Raw genomic sequence first — 15,980 nt, 5'->3', positions numbered from 1 at the left:
CGGCTGCTGTCGCAGCTGCGCGGGACTGCGTCCCGATCTCGCCCAAGTGGGCCCACCACTTGGGCTCGTCGCGCCTTGCACTCGACGCAAAGTCCTCGGTGATCATCCGCGCCCCCTCATGAAGTATCCGGGCTAGCAAGCAACTGAACACGCCGTCCGCAAAATCAGGCTGCTGACATGCTGATTTCAGCAGCCTGATAGGGAATCTCTGAACAAGCTCAGAGATTGCAGCGCAATCTGCCAGAATCGCGCCATGAACTCTGTATCGTCTGCGCCCCCCGCGGGCCGCCGCAAACATGTGCCGCCCACCTCTCCGGCGGCATTGCTCAATGCCTTCGGCTATGCCTTCGGTGGCGCTGCCGTCGCCGCCATCCTGACCATCACCTTGATGCGTCTGTTCGGCTACATCATTCCCCTGGTCGGCGTGATCATCGAATTCGTAGCCTGGGCAGCGATCATCAAGTACGCCCTGGAGGTGCTGCACGCCAGCGGGCTTGGCAAGGACCATGCCCCCGATGTGCTGTCGCATGTCGATGCCGGCGTCCATACCCGACACGTGCTGGTGCAGATCCTGGTGCTGCTGGCCATCGTGGTAGCGATCATCCTATTTCCCTCTGCGGTGCACGGGGTCATTATCGGCGCAGCGCTGATTCTGCCCGGCCTGGTCTTCTCGTTGACCGTGGCGCAGAATCTGATCGCGGCCCTCAATCCGCTCAACTGGGGCGTGATCGTGGCCCGCCTTGGGCTCGGTTATCCGATGTTGGCCATCGGCTGGGGCGCCCTGCTCTATTACCAACTGCTGGGCTTTGACCTGTTCGAGGCCCTGCCGCGCTGGCTGGCACTGAGCGGCTTCTATCTGCTCAACCACTACCTGCTTATCGTGCTGTTCCGCTGGCAGGGAATGTTCCTCGCCTACCACGCCGACCAGTTGGGTTTCGATCAAACGCAGGCAGAACGGCCGGTACTGCAGCGCCAGCGTGAACAGAGCGCTATCGCCAGCGAAATTCGCGAGGCCAATGAGCTGGGCGATCCGCGTCTGCGCGCCGATCGCCTGCACGAAGCGATCCGCCGCGGTGCATCAATCGAAGTCAATCTGGCCTATCGCAAGGCACTTCGGGAGTGCGGCGACCGAGAGGCCCTGCTGAAGCACGCCCAGGTTCACGCCAGTGAACTGATTGAACTCGAACACGTTCGTCCCGCCATCGCCCTGGTGCAAGAGGCAATGCAGGACGACGCTCGATTCTGCCTGCCCGATGCACGGCAACTTAACCGGTTGCTCGATGTGCTGGAACGACAGGCTCAATGGCGCAGCGCCGCCAGCCTGGCTCTCAACTATCGCCACACCTATCCGAAACGCATCGATGGCCTGGCCCTGGCTGAACGTGCGGCCGGCATTCTGGCCGAGCGGCTCGGTGACCCCGAGACCGCGCGCGAGTTGATCGCCGCAGCCTTGCCGCAGGCAGCCGGCTTTCCGATTGAAGAGGCTCTGCGCAAGCGCTGGAATGACCTGGGCGGCAGGTGATGGACTGAGTCTCCCAAGCAACGCGAGTGTTGACGGCGGGCGACTAGACTATCTGTTAACTGGTTCGGCAATCTTTGTAGGCAGCAGATTCTTCAATCCGATCAACAGGTAGATCAAGGCCTTGTGCCAGCGCGAGCGGGCCAGCACGATGTGAACATGGGGTTTCGCCACCCGGGCCAGCATGCGGCCGTTGTAGATCAGGGTAAAGCCATCTGCCCGGCCGTTGACCTGCAAGGCCAATCGCTCGGCCTGCTGTCGCGCGGCTTTCAGCAGCCCACGATCGCTCGCTCGACCCGACTCATCGAACAACACATAATGCACCACCGGAAATCGACGTCGACAGACCAACTGCATGCTCAGTCCCCCCTTTCGAGTTGTCGCAGTTCCATCGCCAGGTTGGCTCTTGCCTTGGCTTCGTAGCGCAGGCGAAATCCCCTGCTGCGAAAGATCGACTGGCGAGCCAGCATTCCTCGCAAGAATGCCTTGCGTCCGTGGCGATAGATGCTCACTGGCAAGCACCGGTATTCCTCAGCCAGTTGTGTTCTGTAGGTAGCATAGGCATCGGTCGTCGAACCGAGCACGGAGAGATCGGCGTCGAGCAACAGATCGGCATCGACGCCGGCTGAGCAATGGCCTGTGGTGGACAACACTGCCGCAGCGATGCGCTCGATGCCAGACTCGGGGAGGCCGGCGCCGCTCAAACGGCGGCGCGCCAAGGCTGCGCTGCGACGCTCGTTCCACGGCTGTCCGGGTCGATAGACCGCGTCGTGAAACCAAGCAGCCAGCTGAAGCCAGTCGGGCCCCTGCGCCCAGCGCAGCCCCCGTAGCACCTGCTGCAAGTGCGTCAGGCGATGAAAGACGCGCTGCGGCTCCTGATAGCGACGCAGCAGCTCATCCAGCAACTCCTCCGAGTGCCGCAGAGCAAGGCGGCCGGCCATTCCACGCCACTGTTCAACCAACTCGCGCATATGACCTCCATAGTTTGGTCGTACGACCAGTTTAAAATCTACGCCACCGACCTGATAGATTCAATATACTTTGGTCATACACCCAACTAACCCGGCTACTTCAGGAGGGGGCGCGGATGATCACCGAGGACTTTGCGCCGAGTTCAAGGCCCACTTCGACGAGATCGGGACGCAGTCCGGCGTAGCTGTGACAGCAGCCGAACAACGCCGCAATCAGTGCAAAGGACCTCGGGGCGAATGCCCCGCGTAGCCGCGCAGCAGCCGTTGCCGCGCAGCGGCCGACCGAGCGTAGCGCACGCGGGAAGGGCCATGGATGGCCCTGCTCTGGGAGCGAGGAAGGCGCAGGCTGCGCAGCAGCCGTTGCCGCGCAGCGGCCGACCGAGCGTAGGGCACGCGGAAAGGGCCATGGATGGCCCTGGCTCTGGGAGCGAGGAAGGCGCAGGCTGCGCAGCAGCCGTTGCCGCGCAGCGGCCGACCGAGCGTAGGGAAGGCGCAGGCTGCGCAGCAGCCGTTGCCGCGCAGCGGCCGACCGAGCGTAGGGAAGGCGCAGGCTGCGCAGCAGCCGTTGCCGCGCAGCGGCCGAATGAGGGCCGTGCCCGTGACGAAAGACCGCGAACACGTCGTCATCCAGTGAGAACTGCCCGAGAACTTTGCTGTGCCAGGGCTGGCGGTGTGTTTCGCCGCGACCTCATGGAATATCCGGGCTAACATTCAGGCATGGGACGTCGACCCAATACCGAACACCGTCGCGAACAGATCATTCAGGCCTTGGCCGGAGAGCTGGCGAGCGTTGGCTACGAGCGCTGCAGCATCAAGTCAATCGCTGAGCGTGCCGCACTGGCACCGGGTCTGGTGCACTACCATTTCAAGAGCAAGGCCGAAATCCTCGAGTCCTTGGTGGCCCAGCTGATCGAGCGCGCCGAGCAACGCGCAGGCCCCATCTGGACGTCCGATCAACCGGCCAGACAGCGGCTCGCCGAGTTCATCGGCGCCCGGGTCGGCCTCTCTGGCCATCAGGCACAGACCGAAGTGCGCCTTTGGACCAGCCTGATGGGAGAAGCTGTCGGCTTACCCAAGGTGCGAACGCAGATCAACCGTTGGCTGACACTGGAACAGCGCCGCCTGAGCATGCTGTTTGAGCAGGCCGGCGCGGACAACCCAGACCAGCACGCCGCCACCTTACTGGCCAGCATACTTGGCGCATTTCAGCTTTCGGCGCTGAAAGTGGCTGGCGTTCCGAGGGGATATGCCGAACCTCAGCTGTTGCGCTGGCTGGACTCGGTGTTGGGGAATCTCTGAACAAGAGCTGATTCCTGCGGTGCCCGGATGCACCGCAGGAATCAGCAAAGCTAAGGAGTTGATCGGTTTACGGAGAGCGACCTTATTCAACCCTTACTCTATCCGCAATCCCCGTGCTCGATGCTCGATCGTGGCCAGTCGACTCTGATCATTCAGTTCCAGCGCACGGACTTCAAATGGCGCATGTACACCCGCTTCACTTAGCATAGACTTTGCAATATCGAGCGCAAGCTGACCTTCACCTGCTTCGAGCCAGGCAGCACTGTGGGCCTGAGCGAACGGAACCAGCTTGCCGTCACGGGTGCCATATAGAGTGCCACGCAACTCGTAGCGACCGGCGCTGGCGGCCTGCAGGTCAAAGCGCAGTTGAATGCCCTCGCCTTTGGCATGGCTCACGGTACCGGCGAAACGAGCCGAAGCGGCAGCGACCGCGAAACTGGTCTTGGCATCGCGCAAATACACAGCATCGACATCTTGACCGTGCAGGGCCACAAAGCCATGCAATTCCCATTGCTCGGGCCCGGCCTGCGCAGCCTTCGGCAGCTGTACCGAAGCGAGATAGCCATCGGCATCCGGCTTGAAGCTCACCTCGAAGGATTCGCCGCTGGGCGCGGTCAACAGGCCACCGATTCGCGTCGCCGACAGCGACTGTTGTCCTTCGAGCAGCTTGGCCCGCACATTGAGACGTCCACCGGCCGAAGCGGTACCGGCCTCGGCCTGCAATTGCAGGTGCAAATCGCTCTGCGGTTCGTTGACGTGTACCAGCACGCCGCCTTGGGCTTTGGGCGCTCTCAGCACAAAGCGGCCGGCTGGCAGCTGATCATCCAGCTTGAACACGCGGGTGTCACTGGCAAACTCAACTCCGGCAGCCTTCAGCGCCTGGCGATCGGCCACTGCGCTGAAACCATCACCGTCGCTGAGTAAACGGCCGCCGTGTTCAATCTCCAGTGCTGGCAACGTTGCCGACTTGCTGGTCGTGCCGCTCACACTGACCCGGATCAAGGCACCGGGAGCGCTGGTGTAGAACGCGTAGCCACCGGCCAGCGCCTTGGCATCGAGTTCCGCCCAGAACTCGCGACTGTCCGCTTGGTAGGGGCTTGGTTGCTGCAACTCGATGTCATGCTCAAGTGCCCAGACGAACTGCGCAGCATCACGCTCCAGCGAACCGACGGCCGCGGCTTTGCTGGCTACCAGACGATGCACCTGCAGGTCACCTTGAGCAGGCGGCAACAGGCTGAGGGTTTCGGCATTGAGCGATGCTGAGAGCAACATGCTTCCGATCAGAACATAGGATTTCATCGTGGCCTCCTCAGACGTCGTTGCGCAGGATGACGTCGAGATTGAAGCACTGACGTCGACTCTGGTTGTGGCTCAGCGGCTCGCGCCCGGCGGTGTGCGAGGTGTCGTAGAACCACACACGACCGGCCGCAGCCTGGCTGCTGCATTCGAGGAAGCCGTCGGAACAGCTTGCTAACCAGGCCTGGGTAATCTCCAGGCCCAGATTGAGGTGATATCCGCCGCAGTAGCTGTCGCCATCCCAGAACGCGGTCTCAACGTCGGAGCCGACCACGGACCAGAAGCCTTTGGGCAAGGCCGGTCGACCGCTGGTGCCGTACAGGTTATTGGCGTTGTAATGCGCCATCCAGCTGGTCTGCTGCATGCGCACAGCGTCGGATTTGTAGCCGAGCAGCCAACCCAACGACTGCTCGAACACATTGCCAGCCATTACCGCGTTGGCCAGTGGGGTGCCTGCAGACGAAGGCGCCAGGGCGTTGACCCAGCGAATCCTGTTGATGATGTTCGGATAGCGCGAATCGTAAGTGGGGTTGGACAGAATCCAACGCATGACGTTGCCGCCATTGGAATGGGTGATCACCACCAGATCGGTGATGCCCTTGGCATTGATGAAGCTGCTGAGTTGACCGGCCAGACACCCCGCAGCCTGGCTGTCCCACATGTACTGACCGAAATCACAGTTGATCACGGTGTAGTTGGCTTGATTGGGCAGCCCCTGCCGCACCGAATTGACGAAGCCCGATTGCCAGTAATCGTTCAGGGCATCGGTCTGTTTGCCAGTGCCATGAACAAACGCGACACCGGTGTTGGCTGACACAAGACTTGCCGCACTCAGCAGTACAGCACCTAGCACAGTTCTAAACACGGTTACCTCCCCAGGCTCACCGTTGGACGCCGCGTACGAGATCCCTCCCATCGGGCTTCCGGACATTGGCTGGCGTCCTCCCTACGCCAGCGTATGTACGGGGTGAATACTAACTGAACAAAACTCGATGTCAAACACTCGTTTCATGCGATTGTTTGATTTAGCACCGATTGGCAGCAAACGCGTGGACATGCCGCGTTTCCACGCGTAAGTCGGGCCCCGGCTCGACATTCAGGCGCTTCAATCGCGTAGGTCGGGCCCTGGCCCGACATTGAGGCGCGCGGCCCCGGCCCCGACATTCAGGCACTTCAACCCACCACAGCGTCCCGCCGGAAACCACAACGTCAACCCGACAACGCGGCGCTTCACCACCCCAGCGTTGCCCGGCCCAGGCCAGGGCCCGACCTACGTCGACACAAGGCCCGACCCGCACCGCTCTGCTGTAGGGTGGGCGTGATTCTCGTCACTCAGTCCAGCCATGAATCAGCCACATCAGAACCCCATCGTCGGCGTCATCGGCAGTGCCGGCGGGTACGGCCGTTGGCTGTGCCAGTTCTTTGCCGAACGGATGGGCCTTCAGGTGATCGGCCATGACCCGTCCGACTCCAGCAGTGTCGCCCCCGAAGCCCTGGCCGCACGCGCTGACGTGCTGCTGTTCAGCGTGCCAATCTCGGTCACTCAGCAGGCCATTGAACACTTCGCTCAACTGAACCCGGCGCGCGCCGAGCAGCAGCTATGGCTCGATATCACCTCGGTCAAACAGATGCCGGTCGAAGCCATGCTGCGCTCGCCGGCTGAAGTTGTCGGTCTGCATCCGATGGCCGCACCACCCAAGACACCCACCTTGAGCGGGCGACCTTTGGTGGTGTGCGAGGGCCGACTGCAACAATGGCGGCCTTGGCTCGACGCCTTTCTGACCGCCAGCGAAGCGGCCTGTGTGCACTGCACACCGGAGGAACACGACCAGCGCATGGCGGCCATTCAGAATGTGGTGCACGGCCTGCATCTGGCGCAGTTCCTTTCCCTGGCACGCAGCTCGGGAAGCCTTTCTTCGCCAGCTGACTATCTGCCCTTTCGCACCACGGGATTCGAAGCTGACCTGGCGACCACGGCCCGCATGCTGCAGGCCGACCATCGTCTGTACACCGACATTCTGCTGCACAATCCGAATGCTCTGACCGCCCTGCAAGGCGTGCAGGCCACGCTGAGCGAGATCATCGATGCCCTGGCGCGACGCGATCGCCAGGCCCTGTTGGCAGGACCGTTCGCCGAGGTCAGCGCATGGTTCGGCGAAACCATGCGCGGTGAAGGCCACCGTACGTTTGAACGCATTGGCTACCTGTTGGCCGATCTCGCGGTGGAACCTCATGTGTTCATTCACCTCGAGCGCGATCAACCGGGCAGTCTGCGCCAGCTGCTGGAAGCCTTCGAAAGCGCGGCAATCAATATCGATTCCCTGCACTCTTCCCGCTCAGCGCAGGGTGAGGTGCATTTCCGCATTGGCGTGGCGCGAGATACCTCGGCCGCCGCCTTGCGCACGGTCGTGCAGCAAATTGAGCGCAGCGGTCTGGGGCGACAGGTCAACGGATAGCGCCGTGCGCCTGGGCGCACCGAGGCGCCTCAACCACCGGTCAAGCTCATGCGGCCACCTTGGCATTCAAGGCCTCTTTAACTACCAGCTCCGCCAGGTCCTTGAGCAGGGCGGTCTGCTTGTCATCAAGCAATCGCGGTCGCACATCCACCACGCATAGCGTTCCCACGCAGTGGCCACTGGGCAGCACCAGTGGTTGCCCGGCGTAAAAGCGCACCCTGGGCTCACCGCACACCACCGGGTTGTCGGCAAAACGCGAGTCGAGCAGTGTGTCGGGCACGACGAACAGTTCGCGCTGCAGGATGGCATGGGCACAGAAGCTGATCTCGCGTGAGGTCTCCTCGATATCGAAACCGAAGCATGACTTGAACCACTGGCGATCATCGTCGACCAGACTGATCAGGGCCACCGGGGTATCGGTCACCCCCGCGGCCAGGCGCGTGTAACGATCAAATCGCTCCTCGCGCGGCGTATCGAGCAGGCGCAGCGCGTGCAGAGCAGCCAATCGATCGCTCTCGTCATCAGCGCGACGCGGCAGACTCCAGTCACAGCTCGATCTTAGCAACCAGGCGCGCACGCGACTGCGCAGATACTCGTCGGAGAATGGATCCTCCAAGCGGCCATCAAGACCGTGCGAGGGCGTCTTGCTACGTGTTCGCGCCGCCCAGCCGACCCGGCGAAAAGCCAGCTCATTGGGCTCGAGCTGGCGTGCCAGATTTTCGATCACCGCGCTGGCCGGATCGCCTTGAAACGGGTCATCGCAGATCAGCAGGCCTACCGCGGTCTGCTGCAGGTGCTTCAATGCCTGTTCGCGGCTGCTGGCCACCCGCACTTCGAGCTGATCGGCCTGTGCGGCCTGGCGCAGCCGCTTGCCACGCTCTTCCTCCGCAGTCAGGGCGAGCAATACCCGGCTTTCCAGCACCTCGGCATCCTCGCGGATCGCCGCGTGCCGATCGTCGTCCGCTCGCGGCTGGCGCCGGCGCTCGGTGCGCAACTGCAGCTCCATGCCCTCGGCGGCGGCGAAGATCTCCAGCCCATTGCGCGCCTGTTCCGGATAGCGCAGCAACAGCTTGCTAAGCATGCTGTCCACCGCATCGTCGACGCGCAGCGGATCGTGATGCGTCAGGGCCAGACGCTTGACGCCGACGTGACGACAGGCCTCCACCGCATATTCCACCGTGCTGTGTCCCCAGCCTGCCTTGCTGGCGTATTCCTCGGCCGTGTACTGGGCGTCGTGGATCACCAGGTCGGCATCGCGCAGGAATTCAGCGTGCACCTGATCTTCGCCGGTCAACGGGGCGTCGCCGTGCGCGCATTCGCGATGATGCGGCTCGTGGTCACAGGCATACACCACAGCGGCACCGTCGGCTTCGATGCGAAAGCCGAGGGTCAGCGCCGGATGATTCAGATAGTGGGTGTAGACCGAGATGTCATCGATCTCGATCCGGCCTTCACGCAGGTGGTGATATTTCAGCTCGGCCTGGAAGGCATCCAGGGTGACCGGAAAATAGGTGTATTCCATCTGACCGGCCAGCACTTCACGCAAGGATTCGCCGAAGCCCTTGGCAGCGTAGAAGTCCCAGCGCGCACCGGCAGTGAACAGCGGAGCGAAGAACGGAATGCCTTGAATGTGATCCCAGTGGGTGTGGCTGATCAGGATATGTCCGCGTTGATGCTGCTGTTCGCGGACCAGTTTCTGACCCAGGGCATGTGCGCCGGTGCCGCAATCGAGCAACAGACGCGTGCCCCTGTCGCTCACCACCTCGACGCAGGAGGTATTGCCGCCGTAGCGCACCGTATCGGGTCCCGGCTTGGCAATGGAGCCTCGCGTGCCCCAGAAGCGAATCTTCATGACAGGACGTCTCCTCAACTCGGATGGCTGATGGCGGCAAGCCCGGCCGACCATTTGCCCCACCTCGACAGGGTATTGCCGCAGGGCGAAAAAGTCTCGCTGGAACACCTGTTTGTCCAACGACAGCGGTACACCGCAGCCGTTCAGAAGCCTCCTGGAGGTGATTTCGGTCGAGCGCGTCTGATCTCACCCTTGCGGGCCCTTGGTGCCGGCCTCATGATTACCCCATACGCATACGTATGGTTTCATGCAATGACCGCCAAAGGGTTGAAGCGCCTGTTGAATTTCTGGCCTCCGTTCCTGTTCTCCGGCATTCGGGTCGAACACATCAGCGATGACTGGCGCCACGCGCGGGTGCGACTGAAGCTGCGCTGGTACAACCGCAACTACGTCGGTACGCAGTACGGCGGCAACCTGTTTTCCATGACCGACCCATTCTGGATGATCCTGGTTTTGGAGCGTCTGGGTCGCGACTACATTGTCTGGGATCGGGCCGCTGAGATCCGCTTTGTCGCCCCGGGTCGCGGCGATGTGATCGCCGAGTTCGACATCAGTGATGCCCTGCTCAACACGCTGCGAACCGGCGTCGCGGAGCACGGCAAGGTACTGCACTGGTGCGAAACGCCAATCGTCGATGCCCGCAGCGGCGACACCATCGCCGTGGTGCGCAAGCAGCTCTACGTCAAGCTGAAGCCCTCGCGCAGCGTCCGCTCAGATCTGGCTACCGCTGAGCTCGCCGAACACCAGTAGGTCTCGAATCGCGCGCACGGCGTAGTCGGTCATTTCGCCCAACGAACGCCGGCCATCCACCACCACACAGCCCACGCCCGGCGGCTCGAAGCGGCTGGCCACCGCATCCACCAGCTCCGGCGTTCGGTCCTTGGCCGGGTGACTGGGCTGATCATTGATGCGCTGCTTGGCGACCTCAACCGGGCAGTCGAGGTAGACCGCGTGAACCACCGCGCCCCAGCCACGCACCTTTTGTTCGACTTCGATACGCTCGGCCAGACGAGAAAAGGTTCGGCCGTCGAGCACGCTGTTGCGGCCCATGGCGCAATTCACTTCCAGGGCACGCATGGCTGCGTTATTGGCGGCCCGCTTTTCCGCTGGACAGTTCTCGCAGCGCGGAAACATCGCATGGCGAATGCTGTCGCGACAGATGCGATGCATGTCGAGCTCGCGCTCCAGCGCTTCAGCAATCTGGCTCTTGCCCGCACCGGGTAGCCCGATCAACACGATCACTGCCGGCGGGCGCGCGGCACCGTTTCGACCGCCTATGCCGAGACTGGCTTGTTCGGCACTCATCGCACCCCCTTTCGATCATCTGCCAGCGAACTGTAACCGCTCAGGCCAGCAATGCAATGCCTTTCACCACACAGCGTTCAGCGCCTGCCACTACAATGGCCGGATGAATCGAGAACTGCACTTTCAGCGCTACCTGATCACCGGTCTTCTGACCGTATTCCCGCTTTGGCTTACCTACATCGTGTTCGAGTTCGTACTCACCCAGCTTTCCAAGCTCGGTGCGCCGGTGGTCGATGGCATCGGCAACCTGCTGCACGCGCTCAGCCCCTCTGCCGGCGATCTCCTGAGTGCCGATTGGCTACGCTTTCTGCTGGCCGTCGTGCTGACCGTCACCTCGCTGTACGGACTTGGCTGGACCGCCAACCGGGTGCTGGGCAAGCGCTTTCTCGGCGCCATCGACACCTTGATCGAGCGCATCCCCCTGGTCCAGACGATTTATGGCGGCACCAAGAAGCTGCTTTCCGTGTTGCAAACCAAGCCCGAAGGCTCGCAACGTGTGGTGCTGATCGAATTTCCGCAGCCGGGCATGAAGACCATCGGACTGGTCACCCGAGTGATGCGTGAAGCCACGACCGGACAGGAGCTCGCGGCGGTCTACGTACCGACCACGCCCAACCCGACCTCGGGCTACCTGGAAATCGTTCCGGTGGAACGGCTGGTTCCAACCGAATGGACGGTGGATCAGGCCATGGCCTTCATCATTTCCGGCGGCGCCGTGGCGCCGGAGAAGATTCCCTATCAGCGGGTGCCGGGCGGCCTGCACGGCGAGCCGGCGACGACCGAAAGCGACGCAGTCGCGCAGCCTGCTGCAGTGGAAAAGCCACCGACGTCCTGATCGACCGAGCGTTTGACTGGCTGGCCGCCACGCCGCTCTTAACAGGCTGCTGAGACCTCCATCATGGAGGTTTTCAGCGCAAGCGTTCGACAGGCGCGATATCAGACTGCTGAAACAAGTCTCAGCAGCCTGCTAACGCCTGGATGCGGCGTTCGACAGGCGTGCCTGGGGCAGCTTGATGCCCGACTTGTGCTCGTAGTCGTCGATGAAGTCGAGAATCACCCGCTCAGTGAGCTCATGAATGAACACCTCTTCGATCGCCGCCACTTTTCTCAGTTGCTCGCGCAGGCGACGACGTACTTTCAGATTGACATAGCCATCGTCGGTCGGATCGGGCGCGGTCTGCGGGATGAAGTCGCGCGATTTCTTGGCGGCGCTGCGCTTGCTGGGCGCTTTGGCGGTGGCTGTTTTTTTCATCGGGGAGTCACTGTGTTTCAGGTGAGCTGTCAGGCAACGGCAGCAAGGGATCCTGCACTGTAGTGCCGAAGCATGAGCTGTCCAGTCGAGGCGATGCAAAGCGTGAACCGCTCAACAGTTCCTCATAGCCTGCGGTTCAGCCTGGCGACACATTCATACGGATTCACGAAAGTCTCACCCTGTGACCGCCCGCCCGGCCAAGCGCCAGTTTTCCTTCCCATGCCTTTTGGCCCATGCCGCAGACAGGCCGGCAACACTAACGTGGGCGATTAGCCTTTGAGATGCCAGCCATGCGCAAGATCCTGCTTTCCCTCGCCATCGCCGCCGCCCTCAGCGCCTGCGGCGCCAACACCGGCACAGCGCCGCAGTCCGAATCGCCCCCGGCTACGAGCCAGCCGACCAAGCAAGTGGCCACGGCGACCCAGCTCGATGCCCTGTATGCCGAGTTCTGGGAGGCGTCGCTGAAATTGAACCCGGTGCAGGCCACCTTTACCGGTGACAATCGTTACAACGATCAGCTGCCCAATTTCTTTAGCGCCGAGTTCCGCCAGCAAACCAAGGCCTTCGCCGAGCAGTGGTTGGCCAAGGTGGAAGCCCTCGACCCGTCGGGCCTCGATAGCAGTGCCCGCATTTCCTACGACATCTTTGTCAACGACCTGAAGCAGCAGCTGGAAGGCGAGCGCTACCCGCGCTGGATGCTGCCGATCAATCAGTTCGGCAGTGTGTTCAGCTTTCTTCCGCAGCTCGGATCGGGCGCCGGAGCCCAGCCCTTCGCCACCGTGGAGGATTACGACAACTGGCTCAAGCGCGCCCATCTGGCCGTCGCCCTGTTCGACAGCGCCATCGACAACATGCGCCAGGGCATCAAGGCGGGCGTGGTGCAACCGCGTGTGTTGATGGAAAAGGTACTTCCGCAATTGCAGGCGGTGGTCTCCGAATCGGCCGACACGAGCATGTTCTGGGGGCCGATCAGCCGCATGCCGGAATCCTTCCCGGCTGCAGACAAGCAGCGTCTGACCGAGGAGTTCAGCAAGCTGATCAATGATGGCCTCAATCCGGGCTATCAGCGCCTGCACGACTTCATTCGCGACGAGTACCTGCCGGCCACTCGCGATACCGTGGCGTTCTCCGCCCTGCCAGACGGCCAGGCCTGGTACGCCTTCAATGTGCGCAACCAAACCACCACGGACCTGACGCCGGCCGAGATCCACGACATCGGCCTGGCCGAAGTGGCGCGCATCCAGGGCGAAATGCGTCGTGTCATGGAGCAGGTCGAGTTCAAAGGAGAGCTGTCCGATTTCTTCAAGTTCGTCACCGAGGACGCACAGTTCACCTTTGCCAGCGAACAGGCCTTGCTGGATGGCTACAACGGCCTGCGCGAGAAAATCGACGCCAAGGTACCCGAGCTGTTCTCGCTGATTCCGAAATCGCCGTTCGAGATTCGTCCGGTCGAGGCTTTCCGTGCCAAGTCAGCTGCCGGCGGCCAGTACTTCCCGCCCAGCGCCGACGGCAGCCGCCCGGGCATCTTCTATGTCAACACGTACGACCTGCCCTCGCGCAAAGTCTGGGATATGGAAAGCCTGTACCTGCACGAAGCGATTCCGGGACATCACTTCCAGATCGCACTGCAGCAGGAACTCACAGACCTGCCGGCCTTCCGCCGCTTCGGTGGTGAAACCGCGTTCGCCGAAGGCTGGGGCCTGTACGCTGAATCGCTGGGCAAGGATCTTGGTGTGTATACCGATCCCTACCAGTACTTTGGCCGACTGCAGGCCGAACTGTGGCGCTCGATTCGTCTGGTGGTCGACACCGGCCTGCACTCCAAGAACTGGAGCCGCGAACAGGTCATCCAATACATGCTGGAAAATTCGGCGACTACCGAGACCGAGGCGGTCGCCGAAGCCGAGCGTTATATCGCCATTCCCGGCCAGGCCCTGGCTTACAAGATCGGCGAGCTGAAGATTCTCGAACTGCGCAAGAAAGCCGAGCAGGCCTTGGGCGACAAGTTCGACATCCGCGACTTCCATGCCGAAGTGCTGCGCGATGGCGCGGTGCCGCTGTCAGTGCTGTCAGCGAAGATCGATCGCTGGATTGCCAGCAGGCAGGGCAGCTGATCGAAGCCCCCCCTCCGCTCTGCACGGGGCGGAGGGGGTCGACCAAGGCCCGCTGGCCGAGATATGGGTTTGGCCACGGATGACGCTTGAAATCAAAGCGTTCAAACTCCAAGTTGCAGAGGCAACCGCGCTCAACAGCGATGACCCATGCGACTTGACCATATCACTCTGCTTGTCTCATCGATCGAACACAGCATGCCCTACTACCAGGCTTTGCTGCCTTTACTCGGCTTTGAGCAACGTCGACCACACATATGGACCGACAATCAGGGATTCTTCTTTCAGTTTCTTGAGGCGCGTCCCGACACTCGACCCTACGAGCGCTACGGCTCCGGCATGAATCATCTGGGCTTTGCCGCCACGTCGGTGGAACAGGTGGAGAGGATTCGTGACAGCATGCGCGCCGCCGGATTCGAGGCGCCCGACATTCAGCAACTGAAGGGCGCAACGGCATTGTTCATGAAGGACCCGGACGGTATCCGCTTTGAAATCACCGCCTACCCGCCGGGCACTGATCCAGTCGATTGAGGCCCGTCTCCGGTCCCGGCCCGTTGTCACTGCGCCTGCGGCGCAGATGGCGCCTCCCTCGCGGCCAATTCCGGATCATCGAAGTACTCAAGATACAAAGACAGCGTGTGATCGATCATGCGCAAGCCCGTGTCGTCGTTGTGATCGCGCGCCAGCTTGGCCGAGGCCTGACCCAGCCGACCAATCAACACGTGCAGACTGGCATCAGCCTTGGGCACCAGTCGACAATCGCGAATGATCTGGCCGATCACGGCATCGATGCTGGCAGGTAGGGCCTTGCGCGCTTCGCTGCCTGAAGCGCTGCTGGCCGCCGCGGCGTAGGCCTCACTGATCCGCATCATCCCGCTTCGCAGCGGCGCATCGGTGGCCCAGCGTTGACCGTGGTTGAGACTCAGCCCCGCGTCGCTACCATGGTGGTGGTGATCGGCAGTTGCAGCATGGCCCTGCTGATGCCCGTCGCCGGCGTGCAGAGCCTGCGCAGACGGGAGCAGTATCGCGCTGATCAGAAAGACGAAGGCAAATCTGGTCATCGGTGGCGCCCATGCATTGATAGAACCTGGAGTTTAGTGCTAGCGCAGCACGCGCACAAAACTCCAGATTCCACCGAGCAGCAACACAGCGCTGAGCACCACCAGCAAGCCGCCCCACACCCAATAGGGCAGCCACCAGGCGGCCGCGATCTGGCCCACATCCGACAGCATCACGCCCTGCCCGGTTCGAGCGCTCTCGACGAACAGGTAATCGGCACGGCTGAAACTGGCCAGCCCCAACTGCACGGCCATGAACACGGTGATGACCTGACACAGCCGCGCATTGCTGAAAAAGGCCGCCAACAACAGCAAGGCAGCCAGCACCGCGCAGAACACCACGGTCAGCAGGTTCCCGGCCCAGAGCACGGCCACCAGGGCGAGCAGCACCCCCAGCACTCCAAGGCCGATATGACTGCTGCGCGAATTGCGCCCGCTGAGGAACAGAAAGAAGCTGGCCAAGGGTGGGCCGAGCAACCCAGCCGCCGCTACCAGAGCGATTTCGGAGCGACCGAAGGCCGCGCGATAGGCCGCGACGCCGGAGCCATCGGCGTAGAGATCCAACGACTCAAAGCGCCCGCCCAGCAGCAGGGCGCTAAGCCCATGACCCAGCTCGTGAGCCAGGGTTGAACCCAGAAGCAGCGGCCAGCCGAGCAGTGCCAATTGCGGAATCCATTGCAGGGCCACGGTGACTGCCAGAGCGACCAGCACCGCCTGCCAGGCCTGGCGTCTAGCCAGCAGGCGACTCATGGGGCCGCTCCGTCACAGCCGGCCATCCGCTGCGTCGGGACGGTCGTGCAAGGCAGATTCTGGGCCTGCCTGGCAACAGCCGCCCAGGTCGACGGCGCACAAGGCATGGCA

At 62.3% G+C, this 15,980-nt stretch carries 16 protein-coding genes; 7 read left to right on the top strand and 9 right to left on the bottom strand.

The window, feature by feature from the left end:
* Positions 1-253 precede the first annotated feature (253 nt).
* Positions 254-1,522, top strand: a complete 1,269-nt coding sequence (locus tag IFO71_RS15335; protein ID WP_192030535.1) for a hypothetical protein — start codon at positions 254-256, stop codon at positions 1,520-1,522.
* Positions 1,523-1,570: 48 nt separating this feature from the next.
* Here IFO71_RS15335 and IFO71_RS15330 read toward each other — a convergent pair whose 3' ends face one another.
* Both IFO71_RS15330 and IFO71_RS15325 read right to left on the bottom strand, forming a co-directional pair.
* Positions 1,571-1,876, bottom strand: coding sequence for a hypothetical protein (locus IFO71_RS15330; protein ID WP_192030534.1), 306 nt, complete (start codon positions 1,874-1,876; stop codon positions 1,571-1,573).
* A 2-nt stretch (positions 1,877-1,878) separates the two neighbouring features.
* A complete protein-coding gene (locus IFO71_RS15325) occupies positions 1,879-2,490 on the bottom strand; it encodes an HD domain-containing protein (protein WP_192030533.1) in 612 nt (203 codons plus the stop codon).
* Between the two features lie 717 nt (positions 2,491-3,207).
* Between IFO71_RS15325 and IFO71_RS15320 the strand changes: the two genes are divergently transcribed.
* Positions 3,208-3,789, top strand: a complete 582-nt coding sequence (locus IFO71_RS15320) for a TetR/AcrR family transcriptional regulator (protein ID WP_192030532.1) — start codon at positions 3,208-3,210, stop codon at positions 3,787-3,789.
* Between the two features lie 93 nt (positions 3,790-3,882).
* On the opposite strand, the gene IFO71_RS15315 is transcribed toward IFO71_RS15320, so the two are convergent.
* The gene (locus IFO71_RS15315; protein ID WP_192030531.1) at positions 3,883-5,088 is read right to left on the bottom strand and encodes a DUF4785 domain-containing protein; all 1,206 of its coding nucleotides are present in this window, start codon (positions 5,086-5,088) and stop codon (positions 3,883-3,885) included.
* Between the two features lie 10 nt (positions 5,089-5,098).
* Positions 5,099-6,001, bottom strand: a complete 903-nt coding sequence (locus IFO71_RS15310) for a hypothetical protein (RefSeq protein ID WP_192030530.1) — start codon at positions 5,999-6,001, stop codon at positions 5,099-5,101.
* A 427-nt stretch (positions 6,002-6,428) separates the two neighbouring features.
* On the opposite strand from IFO71_RS15310, the gene IFO71_RS15305 reads away from it, so the two are divergent.
* Complete coding sequence (locus tag IFO71_RS15305) at positions 6,429-7,541, top strand: prephenate dehydrogenase/arogenate dehydrogenase family protein (RefSeq protein ID WP_192030529.1); 1,113 nt, start codon at positions 6,429-6,431, stop codon at positions 7,539-7,541.
* Between the two features lie 46 nt (positions 7,542-7,587).
* On the opposite strand, the gene IFO71_RS15300 is transcribed toward IFO71_RS15305, so the two are convergent.
* Positions 7,588-9,393 carry an MBL fold metallo-hydrolase gene (locus IFO71_RS15300; RefSeq protein ID WP_192030528.1) on the bottom strand — a complete coding sequence of 602 codons (1,806 nt, stop codon included), beginning with the start codon at positions 9,391-9,393 and terminating at the stop codon, positions 7,588-7,590.
* 252 nt (positions 9,394-9,645) lie between these two features.
* Here IFO71_RS15300 and IFO71_RS15295 point away from each other — a divergent pair, with 252 nt between their 5' ends.
* A complete protein-coding gene (locus tag IFO71_RS15295; RefSeq protein ID WP_192030527.1) occupies positions 9,646-10,143 on the top strand; it encodes a DUF4442 domain-containing protein in 498 nt (165 codons plus the stop codon).
* On the opposite strand, the gene IFO71_RS15290 is transcribed toward IFO71_RS15295, so the two are convergent.
* Positions 10,105-10,698: a P-loop nucleotide/nucleoside kinase family protein gene (locus IFO71_RS15290; protein ID WP_192030526.1), complete on the bottom strand. Its 594-nt coding sequence runs from the start codon at positions 10,696-10,698 to the stop codon at positions 10,105-10,107. The two genes, IFO71_RS15295 and IFO71_RS15290, sit on opposite strands and share 39 nt — an antisense overlap.
* A 103-nt stretch (positions 10,699-10,801) precedes the next feature.
* Between IFO71_RS15290 and IFO71_RS15285 the strand changes: the two genes are divergently transcribed.
* Positions 10,802-11,533 carry a DUF502 domain-containing protein gene (locus IFO71_RS15285; RefSeq protein ID WP_192030525.1) on the top strand — a complete coding sequence of 244 codons (732 nt, stop codon included), beginning with the start codon at positions 10,802-10,804 and terminating at the stop codon, positions 11,531-11,533.
* A gap of 132 nt (positions 11,534-11,665) precedes the next feature.
* On the opposite strand, the gene IFO71_RS15280 is transcribed toward IFO71_RS15285, so the two are convergent.
* Positions 11,666-11,950, bottom strand: a complete 285-nt coding sequence (locus tag IFO71_RS15280; RefSeq protein ID WP_192030524.1) for a hypothetical protein — start codon at positions 11,948-11,950, stop codon at positions 11,666-11,668.
* Positions 11,951-12,231: 281 nt separating this feature from the next.
* Between IFO71_RS15280 and IFO71_RS15275 the strand changes: the two genes are divergently transcribed.
* Positions 12,232-14,064, top strand: a complete 1,833-nt coding sequence (locus IFO71_RS15275; RefSeq protein ID WP_425502902.1) for a DUF885 domain-containing protein — start codon at positions 12,232-12,234, stop codon at positions 14,062-14,064.
* Positions 14,065-14,211: 147 nt separating this feature from the next.
* Positions 14,212-14,592 carry a VOC family protein gene (locus tag IFO71_RS15270; RefSeq protein WP_192030522.1) on the top strand — a complete coding sequence of 127 codons (381 nt, stop codon included), beginning with the start codon at positions 14,212-14,214 and terminating at the stop codon, positions 14,590-14,592.
* A gap of 26 nt (positions 14,593-14,618) precedes the next feature.
* Here the strand turns inward: IFO71_RS15270 and IFO71_RS15265 are convergent, their stop codons facing one another.
* Together IFO71_RS15265 and IFO71_RS15260 are read right to left on the bottom strand one after the other, a co-directional pair.
* Entirely contained in the window at positions 14,619-15,122 is a 504-nt protein-coding gene (locus IFO71_RS15265) for a hypothetical protein (RefSeq protein ID WP_192030521.1), read from the bottom strand.
* Positions 15,123-15,161: 39 nt separating this feature from the next.
* Positions 15,162-15,869, bottom strand: coding sequence for a M50 family metallopeptidase (locus IFO71_RS15260; protein ID WP_192030520.1), 708 nt, complete (start codon positions 15,867-15,869; stop codon positions 15,162-15,164).
* Between the last annotated feature and the right edge of the window lie 111 nt (positions 15,870-15,980).

The organism is Pseudomarimonas arenosa (genome assembly GCF_014841215.1).
GTDB lineage: Bacteria > Pseudomonadota > Gammaproteobacteria > Xanthomonadales > Xanthomonadaceae > Pseudomarimonas > Pseudomarimonas arenosa.
This window is presented reverse-complemented; position numbering and strand designations above follow the sequence as displayed.

Coding starts and splice junctions, on each gene's coding strand:
- IFO71_RS15305 (WP_192030529.1), top strand. CDS start 6,429: ATGAATCAGCCACATCAGAACCCCATCGTCGGCGTCATCGGCAGTGCC.
- IFO71_RS15290 (WP_192030526.1), bottom strand. CDS start 10,698: ATGAGTGCCGAACAAGCCAGTCTCGGCATAGGCGGTCGAAACGGTGCC.
- IFO71_RS15325 (WP_192030533.1), bottom strand. CDS start 2,490: ATGCGCGAGTTGGTTGAACAGTGGCGTGGAATGGCCGGCCGCCTTGCT.
- IFO71_RS15330 (WP_192030534.1), bottom strand. CDS start 1,876: ATGCAGTTGGTCTGTCGACGTCGATTTCCGGTGGTGCATTATGTGTTG.
- IFO71_RS15295 (WP_192030527.1), top strand. CDS start 9,646: ATGACCGCCAAAGGGTTGAAGCGCCTGTTGAATTTCTGGCCTCCGTTC.
- IFO71_RS15260 (WP_192030520.1), bottom strand. CDS start 15,869: ATGAGTCGCCTGCTGGCTAGACGCCAGGCCTGGCAGGCGGTGCTGGTC.
- IFO71_RS15320 (WP_192030532.1), top strand. CDS start 3,208: ATGGGACGTCGACCCAATACCGAACACCGTCGCGAACAGATCATTCAG.
- IFO71_RS15300 (WP_192030528.1), bottom strand. CDS start 9,393: ATGAAGATTCGCTTCTGGGGCACGCGAGGCTCCATTGCCAAGCCGGGA.
- IFO71_RS15270 (WP_192030522.1), top strand. CDS start 14,212: ATGCGACTTGACCATATCACTCTGCTTGTCTCATCGATCGAACACAGC.
- IFO71_RS15280 (WP_192030524.1), bottom strand. CDS start 11,950: ATGAAAAAAACAGCCACCGCCAAAGCGCCCAGCAAGCGCAGCGCCGCC.
- IFO71_RS15335 (WP_192030535.1), top strand. CDS start 254: ATGAACTCTGTATCGTCTGCGCCCCCCGCGGGCCGCCGCAAACATGTG.
- IFO71_RS15265 (WP_192030521.1), bottom strand. CDS start 15,122: ATGACCAGATTTGCCTTCGTCTTTCTGATCAGCGCGATACTGCTCCCG.
- IFO71_RS15275 (WP_425502902.1), top strand. CDS start 12,232: ATGCCAGCCATGCGCAAGATCCTGCTTTCCCTCGCCATCGCCGCCGCC.
- IFO71_RS15285 (WP_192030525.1), top strand. CDS start 10,802: ATGAATCGAGAACTGCACTTTCAGCGCTACCTGATCACCGGTCTTCTG.
- IFO71_RS15315 (WP_192030531.1), bottom strand. CDS start 5,088: ATGAAATCCTATGTTCTGATCGGAAGCATGTTGCTCTCAGCATCGCTC.
- IFO71_RS15310 (WP_192030530.1), bottom strand. CDS start 6,001: ATGGGAGGGATCTCGTACGCGGCGTCCAACGGTGAGCCTGGGGAGGTA.